The sequence below is a fragment of the Aquitalea sp. genome (genome assembly GCF_030150775.1).
Lineage (GTDB): Bacteria > Pseudomonadota > Gammaproteobacteria > Burkholderiales > Chromobacteriaceae > Aquitalea > Aquitalea denitrificans.
In genome coordinates, this window is sequence record NZ_JASLFG010000036.1 from 177,057 (window position 1) to 199,360 (window position 22,304).

Annotated in this window: 20 protein-coding genes and 1 riboswitch; of the genes, 11 read left to right on the forward strand and 9 right to left on the reverse strand. The window is 61.2% G+C overall.

Going from position 1 to position 22,304, the window contains the following annotated elements:
- Window positions 1-44 precede the first annotated feature (44 nt).
- Entirely contained in the window at window positions 45-518 is a 474-nt protein-coding gene (locus QVF59_RS12925) for a hypothetical protein (RefSeq protein ID WP_287880414.1), read from the forward strand.
- A 115-nt stretch (window positions 519-633) separates the two neighbouring features.
- Window positions 634-1,281: an alpha/beta hydrolase gene (locus QVF59_RS12930; protein ID WP_287880416.1), complete on the forward strand. Its 648-nt coding sequence runs from the start codon at window positions 634-636 to the stop codon at window positions 1,279-1,281.
- A gap of 65 nt (window positions 1,282-1,346) precedes the next feature.
- On the opposite strand, the gene QVF59_RS12935 is transcribed toward QVF59_RS12930, so the two are convergent.
- The gene (locus QVF59_RS12935) at window positions 1,347-2,183 is read right to left on the reverse strand and encodes a sulfurtransferase (protein WP_159879996.1); all 837 of its coding nucleotides are present in this window, start codon (window positions 2,181-2,183) and stop codon (window positions 1,347-1,349) included.
- Window positions 2,184-2,372: 189 nt separating this feature from the next.
- Window positions 2,373-2,783 (reverse strand): HIT family protein, encoded by a 411-nt coding sequence (locus tag QVF59_RS12940; RefSeq protein ID WP_287880420.1) that lies wholly within the window; start codon window positions 2,781-2,783, stop codon window positions 2,373-2,375.
- Window positions 2,784-2,952: 169 nt separating this feature from the next.
- Here QVF59_RS12940 and paeA point away from each other — a divergent pair, with 169 nt between their 5' ends.
- From paeA to QVF59_RS12955, 3 genes are all read left to right on the forward strand, one after another.
- Window positions 2,953-4,257, forward strand: a complete 1,305-nt coding sequence (gene paeA / locus QVF59_RS12945; RefSeq protein WP_287880423.1) for a polyamine export protein PaeA — start codon at window positions 2,953-2,955, stop codon at window positions 4,255-4,257.
- A gap of 136 nt (window positions 4,258-4,393) precedes the next feature.
- On the forward strand, window positions 4,394-4,684 hold the full coding sequence (locus tag QVF59_RS12950) for an acid-shock protein (protein ID WP_287880425.1): 291 nt from the start codon (window positions 4,394-4,396) through the stop codon (window positions 4,682-4,684).
- 183 nt (window positions 4,685-4,867) lie between these two features.
- Complete coding sequence (locus QVF59_RS12955; protein ID WP_287880428.1) at window positions 4,868-5,620, forward strand: glutathione S-transferase family protein; 753 nt, start codon at window positions 4,868-4,870, stop codon at window positions 5,618-5,620.
- Window positions 5,621-5,674: 54 nt separating this feature from the next.
- Here QVF59_RS12955 and QVF59_RS12960 read toward each other — a convergent pair whose 3' ends face one another.
- From QVF59_RS12960 to QVF59_RS12975, 4 genes are all read right to left on the reverse strand, one after another.
- The gene (locus tag QVF59_RS12960) at window positions 5,675-9,517 is read right to left on the reverse strand and encodes a DUF3683 domain-containing protein (RefSeq protein ID WP_287880430.1); all 3,843 of its coding nucleotides are present in this window, start codon (window positions 9,515-9,517) and stop codon (window positions 5,675-5,677) included.
- Window positions 9,518-9,735: 218 nt separating this feature from the next.
- Entirely contained in the window at window positions 9,736-10,725 is a 990-nt protein-coding gene (gene pdxA / locus QVF59_RS12965) for a 4-hydroxythreonine-4-phosphate dehydrogenase PdxA (protein ID WP_287880432.1), read from the reverse strand.
- A 3-nt stretch (window positions 10,726-10,728) separates the two neighbouring features.
- Window positions 10,729-12,018 carry a peptidylprolyl isomerase gene (locus tag QVF59_RS12970; RefSeq protein WP_287880434.1) on the reverse strand — a complete coding sequence of 430 codons (1,290 nt, stop codon included), beginning with the start codon at window positions 12,016-12,018 and terminating at the stop codon, window positions 10,729-10,731.
- A 2-nt stretch (window positions 12,019-12,020) separates the two neighbouring features.
- Complete coding sequence (locus QVF59_RS12975) at window positions 12,021-14,300, reverse strand: LPS-assembly protein LptD (protein ID WP_287880437.1); 2,280 nt, start codon at window positions 14,298-14,300, stop codon at window positions 12,021-12,023.
- A gap of 98 nt (window positions 14,301-14,398) precedes the next feature.
- Between QVF59_RS12975 and amgK the strand changes: the two genes are divergently transcribed.
- The 5 genes from amgK to ruvA are packed head-to-tail and all read left to right on the forward strand — an operon-like array spanning window position 14,399 to window position 18,297.
- The gene (gene amgK / locus QVF59_RS12980; protein ID WP_159879972.1) at window positions 14,399-15,430 is read left to right on the forward strand and encodes an N-acetylmuramate/N-acetylglucosamine kinase AmgK; all 1,032 of its coding nucleotides are present in this window, start codon (window positions 14,399-14,401) and stop codon (window positions 15,428-15,430) included.
- Between the two features lie 10 nt (window positions 15,431-15,440).
- Window positions 15,441-16,139, forward strand: coding sequence for an N-acetylmuramate alpha-1-phosphate uridylyltransferase MurU (gene murU, locus QVF59_RS12985; RefSeq protein ID WP_287880440.1), 699 nt, complete (start codon window positions 15,441-15,443; stop codon window positions 16,137-16,139).
- Window positions 16,136-16,666, forward strand: coding sequence for a crossover junction endodeoxyribonuclease RuvC (gene ruvC, locus QVF59_RS12990; RefSeq protein ID WP_159879968.1), 531 nt, complete (start codon window positions 16,136-16,138; stop codon window positions 16,664-16,666). The genes murU and ruvC overlap by 4 nt, the downstream gene beginning before the upstream one ends.
- Window positions 16,667-16,726: 60 nt before the next feature.
- On the forward strand, window positions 16,727-17,674 hold the full coding sequence (locus QVF59_RS12995) for a prenyltransferase (RefSeq protein WP_287880443.1): 948 nt from the start codon (window positions 16,727-16,729) through the stop codon (window positions 17,672-17,674).
- 29 nt (window positions 17,675-17,703) lie between these two features.
- Window positions 17,704-18,297 carry a Holliday junction branch migration protein RuvA gene (gene ruvA / locus QVF59_RS13000; RefSeq protein ID WP_159879964.1) on the forward strand — a complete coding sequence of 198 codons (594 nt, stop codon included), beginning with the start codon at window positions 17,704-17,706 and terminating at the stop codon, window positions 18,295-18,297.
- An 83-nt stretch (window positions 18,298-18,380) separates the two neighbouring features.
- On the opposite strand, the gene ribB is transcribed toward ruvA, so the two are convergent.
- Window positions 18,381-19,040 (reverse strand): 3,4-dihydroxy-2-butanone-4-phosphate synthase, encoded by a 660-nt coding sequence (gene ribB, locus QVF59_RS13005; RefSeq protein ID WP_287880444.1) that lies wholly within the window; start codon window positions 19,038-19,040, stop codon window positions 18,381-18,383.
- Window positions 19,041-19,220: 180 nt separating this feature from the next.
- A riboswitch (FMN riboswitch) is annotated at window positions 19,221-19,373 on the reverse strand.
- 90 nt (window positions 19,374-19,463) lie between these two features.
- Between ribB and ruvB the strand changes: the two genes are divergently transcribed.
- On the forward strand, window positions 19,464-20,531 hold the full coding sequence (gene ruvB, locus QVF59_RS13010) for a Holliday junction branch migration DNA helicase RuvB (RefSeq protein ID WP_287880445.1): 1,068 nt from the start codon (window positions 19,464-19,466) through the stop codon (window positions 20,529-20,531).
- 33 nt (window positions 20,532-20,564) lie between these two features.
- Here the strand turns inward: ruvB and QVF59_RS13015 are convergent, their stop codons facing one another.
- Together QVF59_RS13015 and QVF59_RS13020 are read right to left on the reverse strand one after the other, a co-directional pair.
- Window positions 20,565-21,281: an MgtC/SapB family protein gene (locus tag QVF59_RS13015; protein ID WP_287880448.1), complete on the reverse strand. Its 717-nt coding sequence runs from the start codon at window positions 21,279-21,281 to the stop codon at window positions 20,565-20,567.
- Window positions 21,282-21,308: 27 nt separating this feature from the next.
- Window positions 21,309-22,304: HAD-IC family P-type ATPase (locus QVF59_RS13020; RefSeq protein ID WP_287880451.1), on the reverse strand; the 996-nt coding region annotated here is incomplete at its 5' end.

The window sequence follows — 22,304 nt, forward strand, 5'->3', positions numbered from 1 at the left end:
TGTGTCGGCGGCTGGCTCAATCTCAACTTCACAGGATGTATGCCATGAGAAACCGTCTGCTATTTTTTCTGCTGGCACTGGGTGCCACGGCACCGGCACTCGCTGCCAATGTCGGCATTTCAGTCAATATCGGTGAGCCGGGCTTTTACGGCCAGCTGGATATCGGTAATTATCCGCCTCCGGTCTTGCTATACCCGCAGCCGGTGATTGTCAGTCCGGTGGTGGTGGCCCAGCCGCCCATCTATCTGCGTGTTCCACCGGGACATGCCCGCCACTGGGATCGTTATTGCAGCCGTTACCACGCTTGTGACCGGCGGGTGTATTTTGTGCAGGACCAGTGGTACCGCGAGGAATATGCCCCACGCTATCAGCGTGAGCACCCACATGGCCACGATGGTCACGATAATGGCTGGCACAAGGGCGAAGACCATCGCGGTAATGATTACCGGGGCAATGATCATCGTAATGGTCGGTCGGGCGAGCCCTGGCCAGACCAGCCCGGTGAGGGCCGGCGCTGACCTCGTTGTGCTGCATGCGGAAACCGCCGGCTTGTCCGGCGGTTTTGCATTCCCGCGTCTTAAGCTTTAGCCTGTTGCCTGCGTGGCAGCTAGGGTGGTCACGCGGCGATCAACCATGATGCTGCTACTGCTAAGCAGGCAGCATCAGCAAGGCACAAGGGCCGTGATGCTGGACGATGATGATGTAGTACTGATTACCGTACCCGGCTGGGGAAATTCCGGTGACCGGCACTGGCAAACCCTGTGGGAGCTGACCTATCCGCTGGCGCGGCGGGTACAACAGCTGGACTGGCTGTATCCGGAGCGTACTGCCTGGGTAGCGGCGCTGGATGCGCTGGTGCGGGATACCCCCGGTCGCATTGTGTTGGCGGCACACAGTCTGGGTTGTCATACCACGGTGGCCTGGTTGCGTACGGTGGATTTTGCCACGCAGCGTCGTATCAAGGGGGTATTGCTGGTGGCACCTCCGGCCTTGCCGATCACGGAAGCACGGGCCCGTGTCAGTGGCGAACTGCCCGAAGATGCTGCCATGCCGGCATTTTCCGGTTTCGAGTTGCCGGATTGCGGGGTACTACCGGTTCCGGCGGTGCTGGTGGCCAGTCGCGATGATCTGTTTTGTGATTTCGCCGTTGCCGAGTCCATGGCATCTGGCTGGGGCGTGCGCTTGCTGGATGCAGGCAAGGCCGGCCATATGGGCAGCCATGCCGGGCTGGGAAGCTGGGCGCTGGGTCAGCAGTTGTTGCAGCGTTTCATACTGGCCTGAGCTGGCTTGTGACGAAACACCGCCGTCCCGGATACCGAAGACGGCGGTTTTGTCATGGTCGTGACTTAGCGGGCGACCGGGCGCTCCGGATCGCTGCACCACTCACTCCAGGAACCCGGATACAGACGGCTGCCGCCGAGGCCGGCGTATTCCATCGCCAACAGGTTGTGGCAGGCGGTGACGCCGGAGCCGCACTGGTGGACGATTTCTTCCGGGCTGATGCCGGCCAGTACCGCCTCCCATTCACTGCGCAAGGAGGCCGGGTCCTTGAAGCGGCCATTACCATCCAGATTGTGCTGGAAGAAACGGTTGCGTGCGCCGGGAATGTGACCGCCAACCGGGTCCATGGTTTCTCCCTCGCCACGGAAGCGTTCCGGACTGCGTGCATCCACCACGACAAAATCCTGCTCTGTCAGATTAGCCAGCACCTGCTCTGCATCGACGGTTTCCACCAAGCTGACATTCACCGGAAAACGACGTGGCATATGGCGTTTTTTGTCGGTTTCCAGTGTGGCACCAGCCTGCTGCCAGGCCTGAATGCCGCCATCCAGCACGGCAACGGCGGCGTGGCCCAGCCAGCGCAGCAACATCCAGGCGCGTGCGGCATACATGCCACCGGCGTCGTCGTAGCACACCACTTGTACATCGCCGGTGATGCCGGCAGCACCCAGATCCACCGCCAGGCGCTGGCCGTCCGGCAGCGGGTGACGGCCATTGCTGCCGGTTTTTACCCCGGACAGGTGATAATCCAGATTGAGGTATAGGGCACCGGGAATATGACCGGCTTCGTAGGCATGCAGGCCGTATTCCGGGTCGGTGAGCTGGAAGCGGCAGTCGAGGATGACGGTATGTTCGGGATCCTGCTTTTGTAGCTGGTCTGGGCTGATAAGGGTGCTGTACATCGGCTACTCCTGGCTGGGTGGAGGCAGGACGGTATGCCCTGTCACAAGGAGGAGCCGCTTACGAGCCGGCCCAGGGGCCGGCTTGAAAGCGGTTCCGCAGCCCTGTTGGCAGCGGTGGATGCCAGCAGGACTGCTCTAGCCTACACAGAAGCCTGTACCGCAGGCAAGCTGCCCGGGTGTTGCATTGCATCAGGCAAGTGGCTGATTTTTCAAGGCAGCACGCAAGCCGTCTGCCAGGCCGGCTTTGCCATGGTCGGTGCCGCTGCGTTGTGGGCTGGCCCAAATGGGGCTGGGGAAATGGGCATCATCGGCAAAGCGCGGAATCACATGCCAGTGCAGGTGGGGAACCACATTGCCCAGGCTTGCCAGATTGATCTTGTCTGGCTGCATGACATGGCGGATGGCTTTTTCGGTACGCAGCACCCAGTCAAGCAAATGCGAGCTGTCGGCCGCGGCCAGGTCACTCATTTCGCGCACGTGCTGTTTCCAGATGACGCGGCAGAAGCCGGGGTAGCCGGCTTCATCTACCAGCAAGACCCACAGTCGGGCATCTTCGTACAGCAATTCACCGGCAGGCAGGGTGCAAAGCGGACAAGTCATGAGCGGATCGCCTTATTCTGTTGAAGGATGTCGCTCATTCTACCGTGCCACGGCCTTGCGGTTTTTTTTCGTCTGTTATACTGATTCCACTGTCCGCATGTTCAGTCCTGTCATGCGGGACTGCTATCCTGTACAAGACATCTCGTCGCTAACTCCCTGGAAATACTGTGTGAATCTGGTTCAGAACCTGATGGTGATTGCCGTACTGATTTTGATCAGTGCCTTCTTTTCCGTATCGGAAATCTCGCTGGCGGCTGCGCGCAAGATCAAGCTGCGACAAATGGCCGAGGAGGGCGACGTGCGCGCCGAGCGCGTGCTGGCCTTGCAGGCACAGCCGGGCTTGTTCTTTACCGTGGTGCAGATCGGCCTGAATGCCGTGGCCATCATGGCCGGTATCATGGGTGAAGCGGCATTTACTCCCTATTTTGCCCAGGCCTTGCATCTGGTGTTTTCCGCCGACTGGGTGGAGCGGGTCAGCTTTCTGCTGTCCTTTGTCACCGTCACGGCCCTGTTCGTGCTGTTTGCCGACCTGATGCCCAAGCGGCTGGGCATGTCGGCACCGGAGCAGATCGCGGTGCGCGTGGTGCGGCCGATGCAGGCCTGCGTGCGGCTGTTCATGCCCTTGGTGTGGCTGTTCAACAGCCTGGCTAATGCCTTGTTCCGTCTGTTTGGCCTGCCCACCGCGCGGCCGGATGATCTGACACCGGACGATATCGTGGCCATGATGGAGGCCGGGGCCGAGGCCGGTGTGTTGCAGCAGCAGGAACATCACCTGATCGAAAACGTGTTCGAGCTGGAAAGCCGCACCGTACCGTCGTCGATGACGGCGCGGGAAAGCGTGGTGTATTTCACCTTGCAGGAAGAAGAAGCCAGCATCAAGCGCAAGATTGCCGAAAGTCCGCATGCCAAATACCTGGTGTGTGACGGGGTGGTGGATGCGGTGGTGGGCTATGTGGATTCCAAGGATATTCTGACCCGGCTGGTCAACCAGCAAAGTGTATCGATCAAGCGCGAGCTGACCATCCGCAATGTGCTGATCATCCCGGACAGCCTGACCTTGTCCGAGCTGCTGGAACGCTTCAAGGCCACACGTGAGGACTTTGCCGTGGTGATGAACGAGTACGCGCTGGTGGTGGGCATCATCACGCTGAACGATGTGATGAGCACGGTGATGGGTGACCTGGTGACGCAAAACCAGGAAGACCAGATCGTGCAGCGCGATGCCGACAGCTGGCTGGTGGATGGTGCCTCGCCGGTGGAGGACGTATTGCGCGCACTGGATATCGATGGTTTCCCGGACGACGAGAACTACGAAACCATTGCCGGTTTCATGATGTACATGCTGCGCAAGATTCCCAAGCGTACCGACCATGTCGAGTACGCCGGCTACAAGTTTGAAGTGGTGGACATCGACAACTACCGTATCGACCAGCTACTGGTCACCCGCGTGCAGGCCGCGGCACCGGTGGGCTGAGGCGGTTACGAACGCTTACACGGGCTTACAAGAGTCTCACAGACGCGCAGCTCTGCCCTCCCTAAGATGCAGTTCATGGAGGCAGCAAACACGCTGCCTCCGGAACCCAACAAAGTCGCCTTACGGGAGAATGACCATGAAAAAGATCGCCGCCCTTGCCCTTGCCGCCGTGTTTGGTCTGGCTTCCGCTGCCGGTTTTGCTGCTGACGCCTCTGCCCCGGCTGCCAAGGCTGCCGTTGCCGCTCCGGCCAAGACCCATGCCAAGGCGCATCACGCCAAGAAAAAACATCATCAGGTGAAGAAGGCCCGCAAGGCCGCTTCGGCACCTGCCGCACAAAAAGCCCAGTCTGCCAAGAAGCACATGCACAAGCATCATCGCCATCACGTGATGAAGCATCATCACAAGATGGCGCACAAACAGCATTAATAAGCCGCTCAGCGGCAGCTCACTCGCAGTAAGCAGTGCTCAAGCAAAAGGAGGCGTAAGCCTCCTTTTGCTTCGTCCGGAATTGCCGGTCTGATCTGGCGCAATATCCGGCCAGACAGCCGGTAATGCCCATGTCATTGCGTGGCATCATGTTGGCTCTGCCACTACGGGCCGGATGGGCTGATGCTGACACTCTACCAATTCCCTTTTTCCCATTTCTGTGAGAAAGCCTGCTGGGCGCTGGACCTCAAGCAGCAGCCCTACCGCGCGGTCAACCTGTTACCTGCTTTGCATCTGGCCTGGAGCCGGCGCATGGCCAGTGCCAGTTCGCTGCCCATTTTGCGCGACGGGCCGTATATCGTGCAGGATTCGTCCGCCATCATCGACTATCTGGACCAGCGCTGGCCACAGCATGGCCTGACGCCGGCCGCAGAAGCGCAGGCCAGGCAGGCACGGGAGTGGGAGCATTGGCTGGGCGAGGAAATCGGTGTGCCTTTGCGCTTGTGGTTCTATTCTCACGTACTGCGCCAGCGCCAGTTCGCCATGGCCTTTCTGTTACGCGGTGCATCACGTGGCCAGGGCCTGGTGTTTCAGGCGCTGTTCGGCCTGATCCGCCATGCCATGTTTTACAAGATGCGGATCAACCCGCAGAGCGCTACTGCTGCCTTGCCGCAGCTGGAACAGGCACTGGATACGCTGGAAGCCGCCTTGCAAGGTCGGGATTATCTGGTGGGGGATGCCTTCAGCCGGGCCGATCTGACTGCCGCCTCCCTGCTGTGGCCGATGCTGCCGTGGAGTTGGGATGAGACGGCAATGCAGGCCTGCCTGCCCGAGGTGATCAGGCAATGGCGGCAGGGCTTTGTGCAGCGCCCGCTGTATGACTGGCTGCAGCGCACCTATCGCCTGCATCGCCCGGCATCTTGCATTCAGCCATGAAAAAACCGCAGGCACAGGGCCTGCGGTTGTGTGGGTGATGCCAAGAAAAAAGGCTTACAGCAGCACGCGCTCGATACCGCCGTTGCGGGCTTTTTCCACGTAGTCCTTCATCCAGTTTTTGCCCAGGATGTGCTTAGCCATTTCCACCACGATGTAGTCGGCTTCGGTGCCGGTATCCGGGCTGTAGCGCGACAGGCCCTGCAGGCAGGACGGGCAGGAGGTGAGAATCTTCACCGGCTGCTCGGTAGCTCCGATCTTGGCCAGATCCGTGTTGATTTCCTCTTCCTTGCGCGAGCGCACTTGGGTGGCAATGTCCGGGCGGCTGGCGGCAAAGGTGCCGGACTCACCGCAGCAGCGGTCGTTCAGCGTTACACCGCCACCCAATAGCTTGTTGGCCACGTCCAGCGGCTGGTAGGTTTTGATCGGGGTGTGGCAGGGGTCGTGGTACATATACTTCTGACCACCGATGCCTTCCAGCTTCAGGCCCTTTTCCATCAGGTATTCATGGATGTCGATGATGCGGCAGCCTGGGAAGATTTCCTCGAAACGGTACTTGGCCAACTGGTCGTAGCAGGTGCCACAGCTGACCACCACGGTCTTGATGTCCAGATAGTTCAGCGTGTTGGCCAGACGGTGGAACAGCACGCGGTTTTCCGTGGTGATGGCCTCACCCTTGTCGGCATAACCGGCGGAGGTCTGCGGGTAGCCACAGCACAGATAGCCCGGCGGCAGCACGGTCTGGGTGCCGACATGCCACAGCATGGCCTGGGTAGCGAGGCCTACCTGGCTGAACAGGCGTTCCGAACCACAGCCGGGGAAGTAGAACACCGCTTCGGCATCTTCCGCCACCTGCGGGTTGCGGATAACCGGTACTACATTGGCGTCTTCCACATCCAGCAGCGCGCGCGCGGTTTTCTTGGGCAGGCCGCCCGGCATCGGCTTGTTGATGAAGTGGATGATCTGTTCCTTCACCGGCGCTTTGCCCACGGTGGACGGCGGCTGCTTGGTTTGCCCGCCAATCAGGTGCAGCTTCTTGCCCACGCTGTAACCCAGGCGCTGGGCCTTGTAGGCAAAGCCGACCAGACCACCACGGATGGCCTTGATGGTGGCCGGGTCCTTGACGGTGAGGAAGGCCATGCCCAGCGCGGTGCCGGGGTTGAAGCGCTTGTTGCCTGTCTTGCGCAGGAAGTTGCGCATGGCGACCGAGACATCGCCGAAGTCGATCTTCACCGGGCAGGGTTTCACGCAGCGGTGGCATACCGTGCAGTGATCCGCTACGTCGGACAGCTCGTCAAAGTGCTTGAGGCTGACACCACGGCGGGTCTGTTCTTCGTACAGGAAGGCCTCGGTCAGCAGGCCGACGCCCAGAATCTTGTTGCGTGGGCTGTACAGCAGGTTGGCGCGTGGCACGTGGGTGGAGCACACCGGTTTGCACTTGCCGCAACGCAGGCAGTCCTTGACGCTGTTGGAAATGGCACCGATGTCGGATTGCTCCAGAATCAGCGATTCCGCCCCAAGTAGCGAGAAGGACGGGGTGTAGGCCATGGTGAGGTCGGCACCGGGCAGCAGTTTGCCGCGGTTGAAATGGCCTTTCGGATCCACGCGCTGCTTGTAGGCGCGGAAGGGGGCGATTTCGTCCTCGGTGAGGAATTCCAGCTTGGTGATGCCGATGCCGTGTTCGCCGGAAATCACGCCGTTCAGGCTGCGTGCCAGCTGCATGATGCGTGCCACCGCCTTGTGTGCGGTTTGCAGCATGTCGTAGTCGTCGGAGTTGACCGGCAGGTTGGTATGCACGTTGCCGTCACCAGCATGCATGTGCAGTGCCACGAACACGCGGCCACGCAGCACTTTCTGGTGCAGTGCATGCACGGCGTCCAGAATCGGTGCGTCGGCCTTGCCGGAGAACAGGTTTTCCAGATCGTTCAGCAATTCGTCCTTCCAGCTGACACGCAGCTGGAAATCGCGCATGGCGATGAACACGCTGGACGGGCTGGCATTGGCATCCACCAGCGGTGCATCCGGCCACAGCGAGCGGTACTGGGCAAACGGTGCATCCAGATTGTCCAGCAGCCACTGCCAGCGCTGACGCAGGGTGGAAATCAGCTCCAGTGCGGCACTGCGGCGTTCGCCGATGATTTCGTCGGCGGAGACGGCTCCGCCTTCGGTATCCACCGGCAGGCGGCCATGGAAGTATTCGGTCAGCGTATCCAGCAGGCGCAGCTTGTTGGCGACCGACAGTTCGATATTGATGCGTTCGATGCCGTCGGAGTAATCGCCCAGCCGCGGCAGCGGAATCACCACGTCTTCGTTGATCTTGAAGGCGTTGGTGTGGCGCGAGATGGCGGCAGTGCGCGAGCGGTCCAGCCAGAACTTCTTGCGCGCTTCGGCGGTAACGGCAATAAAGCCTTCACCGGTACGGGCATTGGCAAAGCGCACTACCTGGCTGGTGGCCTCTGCCACGGCGTTTTCATCGTCGCAGACAATGTCGGCCAGCAGGACCATTTTTGGTCTGCCCTTGCTCTTGGCCTTGGTGGCATAACCCACGGCGCGCACATAGCGCCAGTCCAGGTGTTCCAGACCGGCCAGCTGCACGCCTGCCGCATGGCCGGCACCACCGGGCTTGAAGTAGTCGGTGATTTCGACAATGGCCGGCGTAGCCTGGGCCACAGTGCCGAAGAATTCCAGACACACGGTGCGGGTGTGTGCCGGCATGCGGTGCAGCACGAAGCGGGCACTGGTGATGATGCCGTCGGTGCCTTCTTTCTGCACGCCGGGCAGGCCGGCCAGGAATTTGTCGGTCACGTCCTTGCCCAGGCCGACTTTACGGAAAGTGGGGCCGGGGATGTCCAGCTGCTCGGTGGACAGGACGGTCTTGTCGTCTTCCTTGTAACGGGTGATGCGGAAGCTGGCCACGTCCACATCGTGGATCTTGCCGTAGTTGTGGCCCACCCGTTCGATGAACATCCAGTTGCCGTTCGGGTCCACCATTTTCCAGCTGGCCAGATTGTCCAGTGCAGTACCCCACAGCAGGGCTTTCTTGCCGCCGGCATTCATGGCGACGTTGCCGCCAATACAGGAGGCTTCAGCCGAGGTGGGGTCGACGGCAAACACCAAACCGGCAGCACTGGCCGCCTCGGCCACGCGGGCAGTGACCACACCGGCACCGCACTGGATGGTGGCGCGCTGGCCATCCAGACCGGGCAGGGCGATGTATTCCACGCCGTTGTGCTGCACCAGCTTTTCGGTGTTGATGACGGCGCTGCGGCGGTCCAGCGGTACTGCACCGCCGGTATAACCGGTACCACCGCCACGCGGGATGATGGTCAGTTCCAGTTCGATCAGCGCGCGCACCAACGGGGCGATTTCTTCTTCGGTATCCGGCGACAGCACCACGAAGGGGTATTCCACGCGCCAGTCGGTGGCGTCGGTCACGTGCGACACACGGGCCAGACCATCAAACAAGATGTTGTCGCGGCGGGTGTGGCGGCTGAGCTTTTTCAGGATGGCCTGACGCAGTTCGCGGGTTTCGGCAAATTGCTGCTCGAAGGCGTTCACTGCCTGACGGGCTGCAGCAATCAGCTGGCCTACCTTGTCATTGCCTTCGCGGCGCTTTTCCACTTCCTGCAGGCGGTGGTGCATGGCCTCCACCAGCGCGGACAGGCGCTTGGGATTGTCCAGCAGGTCATCCACCAGATAGGGGTTGCGGTCTACAACCCAGATATCCCCCAGCACCTCGAACAGCATGCGGGCGGAGCGGCCGGTCTTGCGCTCGCTGCGCAACTCTTCCAGCAGCGCCCACATGGGGGCGCCCAGAAGCCGGATGAAGATTTCCCGGTCCGAATACGATGTGTAGTTATAGGGGATCTCGCGGAGACGCTGATGGGTGCTGGTGGTCATGGTCCGTGCTGCTGTAATTGTTTGAATACATTAGCGGCTAGTTTAGCCCAATTGCTGCGTTGCGAAAAATGCCGTTCACGTCATTTTTACATTTTGATATAAAGATACCGACCGGTTCTGGATGTTGTCCGACAAAACAGGTCCATTCGCCTTAAGGTATTGCCACAAAAGGAAAAGCCCCTGTTATTAGCAGGGGCTGTGGTGTTTTGGCGGCAGTTTCAAGACTGTCCGGCAGCCAGCTGTGCAGCCAGACGCACGGCCTCAAACAGGCTGCCCGGATCGGCCCGGCCAGTGCCAGCCAGGTCCAGTGCCGTGCCATGGTCCACCGAGGTGCGGATGATGGGCAGGCCCAGCGTGATGTTGATGCCGGCCCCGAAACTGGCGTGCTTGAGCACCGGCAGGCCCTGATCGTGGTACATGGCCAGCACGGCATCGGCTGTCGCCAGCTTGTCCGGGTTGAACAGGGTATCGGCGGGCAGCGGGCCGATCAGCTGCATGCCTTCAGTGCGCAACTGTTGCAATACCGGTTCGATGACGTCGATTTCCTCACGTCCCATGTGGCCGGATTCACCGGCATGCGGGTTGAGGCCGGCCACCAGGATGCGCGGCGAGGGCAGGCCGAATTTGTGTTGCAGATCGGCATGCAGGATGCGAATGACGGCTTCCAGCTCCGGTTGGGTGATGGCATCGGCCACAGCACGCAAGGGCAGGTGGGTGGTGACCAGCGCCACCCGCATGCCGGCACCGGCCAGCATCATCACCACGCGGGGTGTGGCGGTGTGTTCCGCCAGGTATTCGGTGTGGCCGCTGAAGGGGACACCGGCATCGTTGATGACGCCCTTGTGCACCGGTGCCGTCACCATGGCGGCAAATTCGCCGGACAGGCAACCGGCAATGGCGGCATCCAGCGTATCCAGCACGTAACGGCCATTGCTCGCATCCAGCACGCCCGGCGTGACCGGTGCGGCCAGCGGCACATGCAGGACTTCCAGCGTACCTGCCGCCGGCGCGGGCTGGCCGGGCCGGTAAGGCATGAATTGCTGCTGGTGCAGGCCCAGCAGCGCAGCACGCTGTTGCAGCAGCGGCAGGTCGGCAATCACCACCAGTCGTGCCGCACCCTGCCAGTCAGCCAGTTGCAGCACCAGGTCAGGGCCGATGCCGGCGGGTTCGCCGGCGGTGACTGCAAGCAGGGGGCGGGTATCTGTCATGGCTTATTTGTCGTCGAGGCGTTCTTCAACAAAAGCCGAGTCGCGCAGTTGGCGTACCCAGTCGAGGTATGCCTGGTCCAGCTTGCGCAGGCGCAGCTGTTGCTTGATGGTCTGGCGCTCGCGGTCGGCAGATACATCCTGGTTGCGCTTGGCATCTACCAGGATCAGGTGCCAGCCGAAGGGGCTGCGCACCGGTTCGGATACGGTGCCTACCGGCAGGGCCAGCATGGCTTTTTCAAACTCGGGCACCATGTCGCCCTTGTTGACCCAGCCCAGATCGCCACCTTTGGCGTTGCTGCCGTCTTCCGAATACAGCTTGGCCATTTCGGCAAACTTGGCCCCGCGCAGGATGCGGTCGCGGATTTGCAGGATACGGTTCTTGGCATCGGCATCCGATACTGCTTCATTGGTGCGGATCAGGATATGCGAAGTGTGGTACTGCTCCACCAGCAGGGGTTGGTTGCCGCTACGTTTTTCGATCAGCTGGAAAATCATGAAGCCCTGCGGCGTGCGGATGACGCCGGTGTGCTGGCCGGGGTTGAGCTTGTCCAGCATGGAGACGAATTCCGGCGGCAAGGTGGCGGACGGGCGCCAGCCCAGATCGCCACCCTTGATGCCGTTCGGCGCATCAGAGTAAGTGGCGGCAACCTTGGCAAACGGCTGCTTGTCATTCAGATCGCCCAGTGCCTTGTTGGCCTTGGCCGCCAGATTGTCCAGTTGCTTGGCATCGGCCCGTTCCGGCGTGCTGACCAGGATGGTGGCCAGATGGTATTCGCTGCGATTGGCGCTCTGGGCACTCTTTAGTACCTGATCGACTTCGCTGTCGGTGACATTGATACGGGAGCCGATTTCATTGTTTTTCAGGCGTGCCAGCACGATTTCGCGGCGGATTTCTTCGCGGAAACGGGCAAAGGGTACGCCTTCCTTGGCCAGTTGAGCCTGCAGGCCCTTCACGTCCATTTTGTTTTGCTTGGCAAGGTCGTCGATGGCCAGGTCCAGGTCATGCTCGTCCACCCGCATGCCGTTGCTGTTGGCGTATTCCAGCTGTACCTGTTCGGTAATCATCTGTTCCAGCACCTGGTGCGCCAGGACATCGCGCGCCGGCGGGGTGATGTTCTGGCCCTTGAGTTGCTGGATGGTTGCATCGACACGGTTTTGCAGGTCGAAATTGGTGATCACGGTCTTGTTGACCACAGCCACGATGCGATCCATTTCATTGACCGGGTTGGCCGGTGCTGCATGGGTCGTCTGGACAAGTGTTGCGATCAACAGAGCAAGCAGGGTTTTTTTCATGGTCAATAAGATTGGATGTCGGAAATATTGGAGTAGCCCGGAATCGCCAGCTTCAGGTCGGAGGTCGGGCTGCTGCCCAGACCACCAAGACCGCGCAGTTCCAGCTGGAAGAATACACCGGTGCTGGTTGAGGCTGAAGAAATGGTGGTGGCCAGCGTCGAATCACGTTTCACTACAAAGCGGGCAGTCCAGCAGCCGTCGTTGTACTCCACACCGAGCAGATGCTCAAGTGGCTTGTTGTCGATCAGCGAATAGCTTTCGCGGCCAACGGCATACCACTGGCGGGCGATCGGCCATTGCACGCCCAGGTCGATCTGGCGCAGCGGACCATACTGGGTGGTGTCGCCGATCTGTTCGTAACGGCCATAGCGGTAACGCAGGCTGACCGTTTTACCCGGTGCCGGGTTGTAACGTACTTGCAGGTTGTAACGCTGGGTCTTGGACAGGTCCTGGTTGTATTCGTAGGTACTGTCCAGACGCCATGATTTGGTCAGATCACCACCCAGGCTGCCCAGTAGGCCCTTGCTGTTGTTCTGCAGGGTGATCTGGTCGCCATACAGCGAGGTGTCTTCATTCTTGAAGTAGTAGCGCTGGCCCAACATGACACGCAGGCGTTCGATACCGGACTCGCTGCTGATCAGGCGGCTGGTAACTGCTGCAGTCAGCTGGTTGGCGGCATTGATGCGGTCCCAGCCGGAGAAGCGGTTTTCCGAGAACAGCTGGGCAAAGTTGAAGTCGTTTTCCGAACTGTCGAAGTTCGGGATCTTGCTTTGGTCCTTGGCCGGAATGTAAACGTAGAACAGGCGCGGTTCCAACGTTTCCACGTAGTCGCTGCCGCCAAATTTGGTATCACGTTCGAAGGACAGGCCGGAATCGGTGCTGAATATCGGCAGTGTCCGGGTGATGGTGCTGCCCGGCGTGGTATTGCTGCCTAGCGGGTTCAGGTCGTATTTGGTGTAGTTGACCCCGAACTTGGGCTTGATGAAGCCCCAGCTCTTTTCCAGCAGCGACCAGGTCACGCTGGGGTAGGCCACGAAACGGTCACCGGTCTGCAAGGTGGGGTGCGAGAAGCGGGTCATGTCGCCTTGCAGGTTGAAACTCAGGCCGGCGGGCAGCTTCTGGTTGGCCACCAGCGTCATTTGCGGCAGACGCGCATAGGGCTGGTCGGCAGCGATGACCGGATCTTCCAGCGTCTGGTAGCGCTGGGCACGCAGCATGGTGTCGACATTGCCACCCTGCCAACCAGTGGAGTATTTCACCCAGGCTTCACGCTTGAGGTTGATATTGGTTGCCTGCAGGGTGCGGTCGCCGAAGTCGCTGAAGTAATTGACGTCGGAAACGTAGTTGTACTCGTAGCCGAAAGTCAGGCCGGGGACGACGGTTTGTTTGTGCGTCGCATACCAGGCATAGCGGTTGGTATTGGTCAGCTTGTCATTGCGTAACTGCTCGGTATAAATGCTGCCTTCGTAGCCCGGCTCCAGGTAGCGGAATTCTCCAGCCAGCATGGTGCCGTGCTTCAGGTTGAGGTGCGGCGTGAAGGTGGCGTCGAAATTGGGTGCAATGTTCCAGTAGTAGGGAAGCGCAATATCGAAGCCGGTGGTGCCGGAGCGGAAGGTAGGCGTCAGCAGGCCGGACTTGCGGCTGCCATCCAGCGGAAAGTCGATCCATGGCGTGTACAGGATGGGGACGCCCTGGAATTCCAGCCGGGCATTGCGGGCAACGCCGATATTCGTAGTGTAGTTCAGGTCCAGGGTGGAGGACTTCAGATACCAGGAGTCATCACCCACCACGCAGGAGTTCACGCGACTGTTGATCAGGCGGTACTGGTCTGGTCCGGTGAACTGTACCTCGCTGCCATCGCCACGGAAGGCGATGCCGGACTGCGCCAGGCTGCGCTTGGCACCACCCGGCTTGTTGCTGGTATCCGGGCTGCCCATCTGGAAGGAGGGCTGTTGGGCCGAGCCGGTGTGCTCGTCCATCCAGTAGTCCAGCGTAGTACCGGTGACGACGTCTTTCTCGCGGGTGAGGCGGAAGTGGTTGCCCGCCTTTACCCGGTTCTGTTGCTGGTAGTAATCCAGCCAGTCCGCTTCCAGGGTCTGGTTGTCGCGGATCACCACCACATCGCCGCTGGCCTTGAGCTTGTCCTGCATCTGCCCGTCCATGTGGTCGGCAGTGACATGCGTCTGTCCTTGGGCTGCGGGCGGGGGGGTAAGCGCCTGGGGCGCATTATCGTCGGCCTGGGCGGTAGAAACCGAGAATGCGGCGGCCAGGGCCAGTGTCATTTTCGTGGGCTGCAGTTTGAGCATGCACAAAGCCATATCGTGTGGACAGGTGGGCAGTATAAAATCACACGATTCTATCAGCATCGTGACGAACCGACATGCAACGTTTGGAACAACTCAAGAGCTGGCTCTCCAGCCTGTATCCGCAAACCGACATCCTGGTGGAGTTTGCCGCCGCCGATGCCGACTTCCGCCGCTACTTCCGTGCACACTTTCCCGATGGCACTTCGCGCATCGTGATGGATGCCCCGCCAGAGAAGATGAACACCGACGCCTACGTCAAGGTATGCGAGGTGTTTGCCATGGTGAACGTGCCAGAAATCATCGCGCGTGATCGCGATCAGGGCTTCATTCTGCTGGAGGATCTGGGCAAGGTGACCCTGCTGGCGGCGCTGGAGCACGATGCCCGCCCGTTGGTGCATCGTCATCTGCTGCTGGAGGCGGTGGACACCCTGGTGCAACTGCAACAGGCCAGCCAGCCCGGCGTGCTGCCGGAGTACGACGAAGCCTTGCTGCGCCGTGAACTCAGCCTGTTTCCCGAGTGGTTCTGCGCCAAGGAACTGGGCAAGCCGCTCAACTATGCCCAACGCCAGTTGTGGGATGCTGGCTGTGAAAAATTGCTGGCGGCCATCCTGCCGCAAAGCAAGGTTTACGTGCACCGCGATTTTATTGTCCGTAACCTGATGCTGACGACGGAACGCCCCGGTGTGCTGGATTTCCAGGACGCGGTGTATGGCCCCATCAGCTACGATCTGGTGTCCTTGCTGCGCGATGCTTTCATCGAATGGGAAGAGGATTTCGTGCTGGATATCGCCATCCGTTACTGGGAAAAAGCCCGTGCAGTCGGCCTGCCGGTGCCGGAAAGCGTGGATGATTTCTACCGCGATTTCGAGTGGATGGGTGTGCAGCGCCATCTGAAAGTGGCCGGAATCTTTGCAAGACTTTACCACCGCGACGGCAAGGAAAAGTACCGCAGCGAGATTCCGCGCTTCATCAAGTACCTCAAGCGCACCACGCGCCGTTATCAGGAACTGGCCCCGATCTACCAACTGCTGCTGGAGCTGGTGGGCAAGGATGACACCGATGCCGAGCTGCAGTCAGCCTATCCGGTGCTGAGTGTCAAGGGTTGATGTGGTGGGCATGAAAGCGATGATTCTGGCGGCCGGTCGTGGCGAGCGCATGCGTCCCTTGACCGACCACACGCCCAAGCCCTTGCTGTTGGTCGGTGGCAGGCCCTTGATTGAATGGCATATCCGTCGCCTGGCCGCAGCCGGTATTCGCCAGTTGGTGATCAACCACGCCTGGCTGGGGGCGCAGCTCGAGCAGGTGCTGGGTGACGGCAGCCGCTTTGGCGTGGAAATCGCCTATTCGCCGGAAGCCAGTGCGCTGGAAACGGCGGGCGGCATTGCCACCGCGCTGCCCTTGCTGGGCGATGCGCCCTTTCTGGTGGTGAATGGTGATGTACTGAGCGATGTCGATTTTGCCGTGCTCGCGCAGGCTGCGCGGCAACTGGATGGCCAGACCCGGCTGGCCCACCTGCTGCTGGTGGACAACCCGCCGCACAACCCGGCCGGTGACTTCGGCCTTCAGGACAACGGCCTGCTGTCGCCTGGCCCGCAAGCAGGCAACGGGCTGACTTTTTCCGGCATCGCTGCCTACCACCCGGCCTTGTTTGCCACCACACCCGCCGGCCAACCCGCCAAGCTGGCACCGCTGCTGCGTGCCGCCATGGCGGAAGGGCAGGTGAGTGGCAGCCGGCTGGATGGACTGTGGCTGGATGTGGGCACGCCGGAGCGGCTGGCCGAGGCCGATGCCATTGCTGCAGGTTGGTCGGCGTGAGTCGGCGCATTCTGGGGGTGGACCCCGGTAGCCGCATTACCGGTTTTGGCGTGATCGACCTGGTTGGCCAGCAGCGTCACTATGTGGCTTCTGGCTGCATCCGCACCCCGCAGGGCGCACCCTTGGCGGAGCGCATCAAGGTGATCATCGATGGGCTGTTCGGCGTGATCGACACCTATCAGCCACACGAAGCCGCCATCGAACAGGTTTTCGTCAACGTCAATCCGGCGGCCACGCTGATGCTGGGCCAGGCACGCGGGGCCTGCGTGTCGGCGCTGGTGTTGCGCAACCTCGCCGTATCGGACTACACCGCCTTGCAGGTGAAGCAGTCGGTGGTCGGGCACGGCAAGGCGGCCAAGGAGCAGGTGCAGCACATGGTGGTGCGCATGCTCAATCTGTCCGGCACCCCGCAGGCCGACGCGGCCGATGCGCTGGCGGTGGCCTTGGCGCATGCCAATCTCAGCGGCGGTGCCATCGGCCAACTGGCGCGGCAGGGGCTGAAAGTCCGTGGTGGCCGGCTGGTATAGGGCAGGCACAGCCAGGACTGACTGCGCTATGCTGTGGGCATCATTCTGACGGAGTCTTCCATGTCGTCTTCCCCTGTTGCCATCGAACCGCAGGCCACCGCCCTGGCACACCATCCGGCCCGCTGGTGGCTGGCCACGCGGCCTGCTTTTCTCAGCATCACGCTGGCCGGTGTGATGCTTGGCATGGCGGGCAGCGGCTGGATGGCTTTACGGCAGTACTGGCCGTTGGCTGTGCTGGGCCTGTTGCTGGCCTTGCTCACCCATGCCGCAGTTAATGTCATCAATGATGTGGCCGACCATCACAATGGCACGGATGCTGCAAATACGGCGCGGCTGTTTCCCTTTACCGGTGGCAGCCGCTTCATCCAGAACGGCGTCCTCAGTGTCATGCAGATGCAGCGCCTGGCTTATGGTCTGTTTGCGCTGGTTATTGCTGGCGGCTTGTATCTGGTCAGTTTGCGAGGACTGCCCTTGCTGCTGATCGGTTTTGCCGGGGTGGTGCTGGGCTGGGGCTATTCGGCCCCGCCATTGCGGCTTAACAGCCGTGGTCTGGGTGAATTGAGTGTGGCTGCGTGCTTTTTATTGTTGCCACAGGGCATGGCGGTATTGCTGAGTGGTAACTGGTTGCCGTCCTTGCTGTGGGCCAGCCTGCCATTTGCTGTACTCACCAGCCTGCTGCTGTATATCAACCAGTTTCCTGATCGCGAGGCCGACCGGTTGGCCGGTAAATGGCATTGGGTAGTACGGCTGCCGCTGACGCAGGCACGCGCAGGTTATGGCCTGCTGGTGGTACTGGCTTATGGCGTGCTGGCCATATTGCTATGGTGGCAGTTGTTACCGGTAACTGCCGCGCTTGGCCTGCTCACGCTGCCGCTATCGTTGTATGCCAGCGGGCAGCTGTGGTGGCATGCAGCCGAACCGGCGCGCTTGCGTCCGGCCATCATCGCCACCATCATGGCGGCCAATCTGTTTCCGCTGCTGCTGGCCGTGGCTTTGCTGCTGGCCTGAGCGGTATTTCATTCTGGAGAATTCTTGTCATGATCGGACGCCTCAGCGGCACCCTTATCGAAAAACTGCCACCGCAAGTGGTGGTGGATGTCAACGGCGTCGGTTACGAAGTGGATGTGCCGATGACCACTTTTTACCAACTGCCTGTGCTGGGACAGAAAACCACGCTGTTCACCCATCTGGTAGTGCGCGAAGATGCCCATCTGCTGTTTGGTTTTGCCAGCAAGGAGGAGCGGCAGACCTTCCGCCAGCTGATCAAGGTGAGTGGCATCGGTGCCAAGATTGCGCTGGCCATTTTGTCCGGCATGACGGCGGACGAACTGGCGGTGGCCGTTGCCAGCGAAGACCTCAAGCGGCTGTCCTCGGTACCCGGCATCGGCAAGAAAACCGCCGAACGGCTGGTGCTGGAGCTGCGTGGCAAGCTGGCCACCGGCAGCAATCTGGCGGTGCCGGGCGGCCTGCCGTTTGCGGCGACGCCGGATGACAAGAGCGATATCGTCAATGCGCTGCTGGCGCTGGGTTACAACGAGAAGGAAGCGGCAGCTGCCACCAAGGGCCTGCCGGCAGATGTGACCGTGAGCGACGGGGTAAGGCTGGCACTGAAGAACCTGATGAAGGGTTAGTGTTCCACGCGGGCTGTGTTCCGGCTATCGGCAAGCAACAAGGCCAGCGGCATGCCGCTGGCCTTGCTCGTTTCAGAATGCCATCAGGCGCAGACGGCGGCCTGCGGTTCAGCTTGTTGCTGGCAACGCCAGTCGGCCAGCTCGGCCACGGTCAGCATGGGCAGGCCGTGGTGCGCGGCATAGTGTGTCAGTTGTTCACCACGCATCATGCGGCCATCCGGATTCATTAGCTCGCACAACACCCCCGCCGGACTGAAACCGGCCAGTGTGGCCAGCTCCACCGCCGCTTCGGTATGGCCACGCCGCTCCAGCACGCCGCCGGGGCGGGCAATTAGCGGAAACACATGGCCGGGGCGGGCCAGGTCTTGTGGCTTGGCGTGGGGGGCAATGGCAGCGCGGATGGTGGTGACGCGGTCGGCGGCGGATACGCCGGTGCTGACCCCTTGAGTGGCCTCGATGCTGACGGTAAATGCCGTGCCATAGCGGCTGCCGTTGTCCTGCACCATGGGGGCCAGTTGCAGCCGGGCTGCGTGCTCTGACGTCAGGCACAGGCAGACAATACCACTGCCATCGCGAATCATGCGCGCCATTTCCGGCTGACTGATGTTATCGGCGGCCATGATCAGATCGGCTTCGTTTTCGCGGTCGTCATCGTCGCTGACAATGACGGGCAGGCCCTGACGCAGGGCCGCGAGAGCAGTGGCAAGACGTGATGGCAGATGGGTGCTGTGTGGGTATGACATGAAACGGTCCTCGATAAAGTCAGAGAAACACGTTTCAGGGCGTGAAAACGCACAGCTGCACCATGTGGTGCAGTCAGCGCAGGGCACAATATGGCTGTCGGCCTTGGCCATGGCAAAGACCGGCGCAGCATGGCACCCGGACAGGACTACGCCAGTCCGGTATGGCCAGGCTGGCGCTGCTGTCATCTTCTTTCATCCGGACTATTACCGTCGGCTCTGGCATCGCACCAGATCTGCTGACCCTTTTTCAGCCGAAAAAGGCGCTCGCGGGCTCGGCCTGCACAGGCAGGCCATACCGCCGGTGGGGAGTTTCACCCCGCCCTGAAGACGTAGCACAGGCCGCGCAATACGCATCGGCCAGCGGCCAGTATAACGCAGTGGTAAGATGGGCGGATTCGAGATTCAGCCACCACGGCAGTACCCATGATTGAAACCGACAAGCTGATTGGCGGCGCGCCCGAGCGACGCATTGTGACCCAGCAAAGCCTGTCCACCCAGGAGGAGGCGCTGGAACGCGCCCTGCGTCCCAAGCTGCTGGACGAATACGTGGGCCAGAAGAAGGCACGCGAACAGCTGGAAATCTTCATCGAGGCGGCCAAGCGTCGCGGCGAAGCGCTGGACCACGTGTTGCTGTTCGGCCCGCCTGGCCTTGGCAAGACTACGCTGGCACATATCGTGGCGCGGGAAATGGGTGTCAATCTGCGGCAGACTTCCGGCCCGGTGCTGGAGCGTGCCGGCGACCTGGCGGCACTGCTGACCAATCTGGAGCCGCACGATGTGCTGTTCATCGACGAAATCCACCGCTTGAGCCCGGTTGTCGAGGAAATCCTCTACCCGGCGCTGGAGGATTACCAGATCGACATCATGATTGGCGAGGGGCCGGCTGCGCGCTCCATCAAGCTTGACTTGCAGCCGTTCACCCTGGTCGGGGCCACCACCCGCGCCGGCATGTTGACCAACCCCTTGCGCGACCGTTTTGGCATTGTGGCGCGGCTGGAGTTCTACAACGCAGAGGAGCTGGGGCGCATCGTCATGCGCAGCGCAGGCTTGTTGCAAGTGCCCATGGACGCCGAGGGTGGTTTTGAGATTGCACGCCGCTCACGCGGCACACCACGCATTGCCAACCGCTTGCTGCGCCGGGTGCGCGACTATGCCGATGTCAAGGGCGATGGGCGCATCACCAAGGACATCGCCGACCGGGCCCTGGCCATGCTCGATGTCGACCCCGAAGGTTTTGACGTCATGGACCGCAAGCTGCTGGAGGCCGTGGTCCACCGCTTCGATGGTGGGCCCGTGGGGCTCGATAATATTGCCGCCAGCATTGGCGAAGAGGCGGGCACCATCGAGGATGTGATCGAGCCCTATCTCATCCAGCAAGGATTTTTGCAGCGCACGCCGCGCGGGCGCATGGCGACCCAGGCCGCCTACCGCCATCTGGGTCTGGCCGTGCCCCAGGCGCTGCGCACCGAGCCGCCCACGCCGGCTGATTGAGCCGCTGGCGCCGCCTGGGCGCCAGGGCTGGGCTTATTCTTCGGTGCCCGAGTTCCAGAACGCCTGCAAGACCCCGGGTACCTGGGCAATGGCAGCCACTGCCTCGTCAAGCTCCTGCGCGTTGACCGAGGTGGCATAGAGCTCGGCTTCTATTTCCGCCTCTTGTGCGCCAAAAGCGTGTTTTTCCACGGTGCGCACCGGGTAGCTGGCGCTATCGAGAATTTGCAGCATCTGCTCGCGCACGGCCGCCTGGGCCTGGCGGTGGCAGATCGCGTAGACCCGGTAGACGGCTTCGCTGGCGCCTTCGTTGACCGGGTGGCGGTTGATCTGGTTGACCACGGGGCGCAGCAAGGTGTTGCTGGCCAGCACAAACAAGGTGGCCAACGCCGCTTCCACAATGTAGCTGGCGCCAGCGCAGGCGCCGACAGCGGCCGAGCCCCAGAGCGTGGCCGCCGTATTGAGTCCGGTGATGTTGGCGCCTTCCTTCATGATGGCGCCCGCGCCCAGAAAACCCACGCCGGAGACCACATAGGCCACGACGCGGGTCGCGCCGTCGGCGCCGCCCAGGCGCACAGCCAGATCGACAAAAACGGCAGCACCTACGGCGACCAGGGTATTGGTGCGCAGGCCGGCCGTGCGTTGGCGAAACTGGCGCTCCAGCCCGATGATGCTGCCAAAGATAAAGGCCGCAGCCAGGCTCACCAGCGTGTCGAGCATGGCTTCAGGGTGGATGTTTTGCAGGGCTTGCATGAAATTCTGGCTCCTTGGTCCAGGGTGTTATAGCCAGCCGTAGCGGCGGATGTAGAAGCGCTTGAGCACCGTGGTGAGCGTAGCGTAGCCCAGCAAGATGGCGACCAGCCATGGGAAGTAGGACCAGGGCAGGGCTTGCAGCTTGAAGTAGCCAGCCAGCGGGCCCATGGGCAGGAAGATGCCAATGGCCATGATCAAGGCCGTCATCAGCAGCAGCGGCCAGGAGGCGCAGCTTTGCAGGAAAGGCAGCTTGGGCGTACGAATCATGTGCACGATCAAGGTCTGGGTGAGCAGGCCCACGACAAACCAGCCGGACTGGAACAGGGTTTGCTCCTCGGCCGTATTGGCCTGGAACACGTACCACATGAGTACAAAGGTCAGGATGTCGAACACCGAACTGATGGGCCCAAAAAACACCATGAAGCGCCCCAGGCTGCCAGGCTCCCAGCGCAGGGGTTTTTCAATCAATTCCTCATCGACGTTGTCGAATGGGATCGCGATCTGCGAGATGTCATAGAGCAGGTTTTGCACCAGCAAGTGCATGGGCAGCATGGGCAGAAAAGGGATGAAGGCCGAGGCCACCAGCACCGAGAACACATTGCCGAAGTTGGAGCTGGCCGTCATGCGTATGTACTTGAGCATGTTCGAGAAGGTGCGCCGGCCTTCGATGACGCCGCGTTCGAGCACCATCAGGCTTTTTTCCATCAAGATGATGTCGGCCGCCTCCTTGGCGATGTCCACCGCACCGTCCACGCTGATGCCGATGTCGGCCATGCGCAGCGCGGGAGCGTCGTTGATGCCGTCGCCGAGAAAGCCGGTGACATGGCCGTTGTCGCGCAGGGCGCGCACGATGCGCTCCTTGTGCAGCGGCGTGAGCTTGGCAAACAGGCTGTGGCTCTCGACGACCAGGGCCAGGCGGGCGTCGTCCATGTCTTCGATATCGCTGCCCAGCACGGCCTCGCCCACGGACAGGCCCACATCGCGGCAGACCTTGGTGGCCACCAGTTCGTTGTCACCGGTGAG

What these genes read in the sequence shown, in the direction of transcription:
- murU (WP_287880440.1), top strand. Translation starts at nt 15,441, where the DNA reads ATGAAAGCGATGATTCTGGCGGCCGGTCGTGGCGAGCGCATGCGTCCC.
- QVF59_RS12935 (WP_159879996.1), bottom strand. Translation starts at nt 2,183, where the DNA reads ATGTACAGCACCCTTATCAGCCCAGACCAGCTACAAAAGCAGGATCCC.
- QVF59_RS12995 (WP_287880443.1), top strand. Translation starts at nt 16,727, where the DNA reads ATGTCGTCTTCCCCTGTTGCCATCGAACCGCAGGCCACCGCCCTGGCA.
- QVF59_RS12955 (WP_287880428.1), top strand. Translation starts at nt 4,868, where the DNA reads ATGCTGACACTCTACCAATTCCCTTTTTCCCATTTCTGTGAGAAAGCC.
- QVF59_RS12960 (WP_287880430.1), bottom strand. Translation starts at nt 9,517, where the DNA reads ATGACCACCAGCACCCATCAGCGTCTCCGCGAGATCCCCTATAACTAC.
- QVF59_RS12940 (WP_287880420.1), bottom strand. Translation starts at nt 2,783, where the DNA reads ATGACTTGTCCGCTTTGCACCCTGCCTGCCGGTGAATTGCTGTACGAA.
- QVF59_RS12970 (WP_287880434.1), bottom strand. Translation starts at nt 12,018, where the DNA reads ATGAAAAAAACCCTGCTTGCTCTGTTGATCGCAACACTTGTCCAGACG.
- QVF59_RS12930 (WP_287880416.1), top strand. Translation starts at nt 634, where the DNA reads ATGATGCTGCTACTGCTAAGCAGGCAGCATCAGCAAGGCACAAGGGCC.
- ribB (WP_287880444.1), bottom strand. Translation starts at nt 19,040, where the DNA reads ATGTCATACCCACACAGCACCCATCTGCCATCACGTCTTGCCACTGCT.
- QVF59_RS12950 (WP_287880425.1), top strand. Translation starts at nt 4,394, where the DNA reads ATGAAAAAGATCGCCGCCCTTGCCCTTGCCGCCGTGTTTGGTCTGGCT.
- ruvB (WP_287880445.1), top strand. Translation starts at nt 19,464, where the DNA reads ATGATTGAAACCGACAAGCTGATTGGCGGCGCGCCCGAGCGACGCATT.
- amgK (WP_159879972.1), top strand. Translation starts at nt 14,399, where the DNA reads ATGCAACGTTTGGAACAACTCAAGAGCTGGCTCTCCAGCCTGTATCCG.
- QVF59_RS12975 (WP_287880437.1), bottom strand. Translation starts at nt 14,300, where the DNA reads ATGACACTGGCCCTGGCCGCCGCATTCTCGGTTTCTACCGCCCAGGCC.
- pdxA (WP_287880432.1), bottom strand. Translation starts at nt 10,725, where the DNA reads ATGACAGATACCCGCCCCCTGCTTGCAGTCACCGCCGGCGAACCCGCC.
- ruvA (WP_159879964.1), top strand. Translation starts at nt 17,704, where the DNA reads ATGATCGGACGCCTCAGCGGCACCCTTATCGAAAAACTGCCACCGCAA.
- QVF59_RS12925 (WP_287880414.1), top strand. Translation starts at nt 45, where the DNA reads ATGAGAAACCGTCTGCTATTTTTTCTGCTGGCACTGGGTGCCACGGCA.
- QVF59_RS13015 (WP_287880448.1), bottom strand. Translation starts at nt 21,281, where the DNA reads ATGCAAGCCCTGCAAAACATCCACCCTGAAGCCATGCTCGACACGCTG.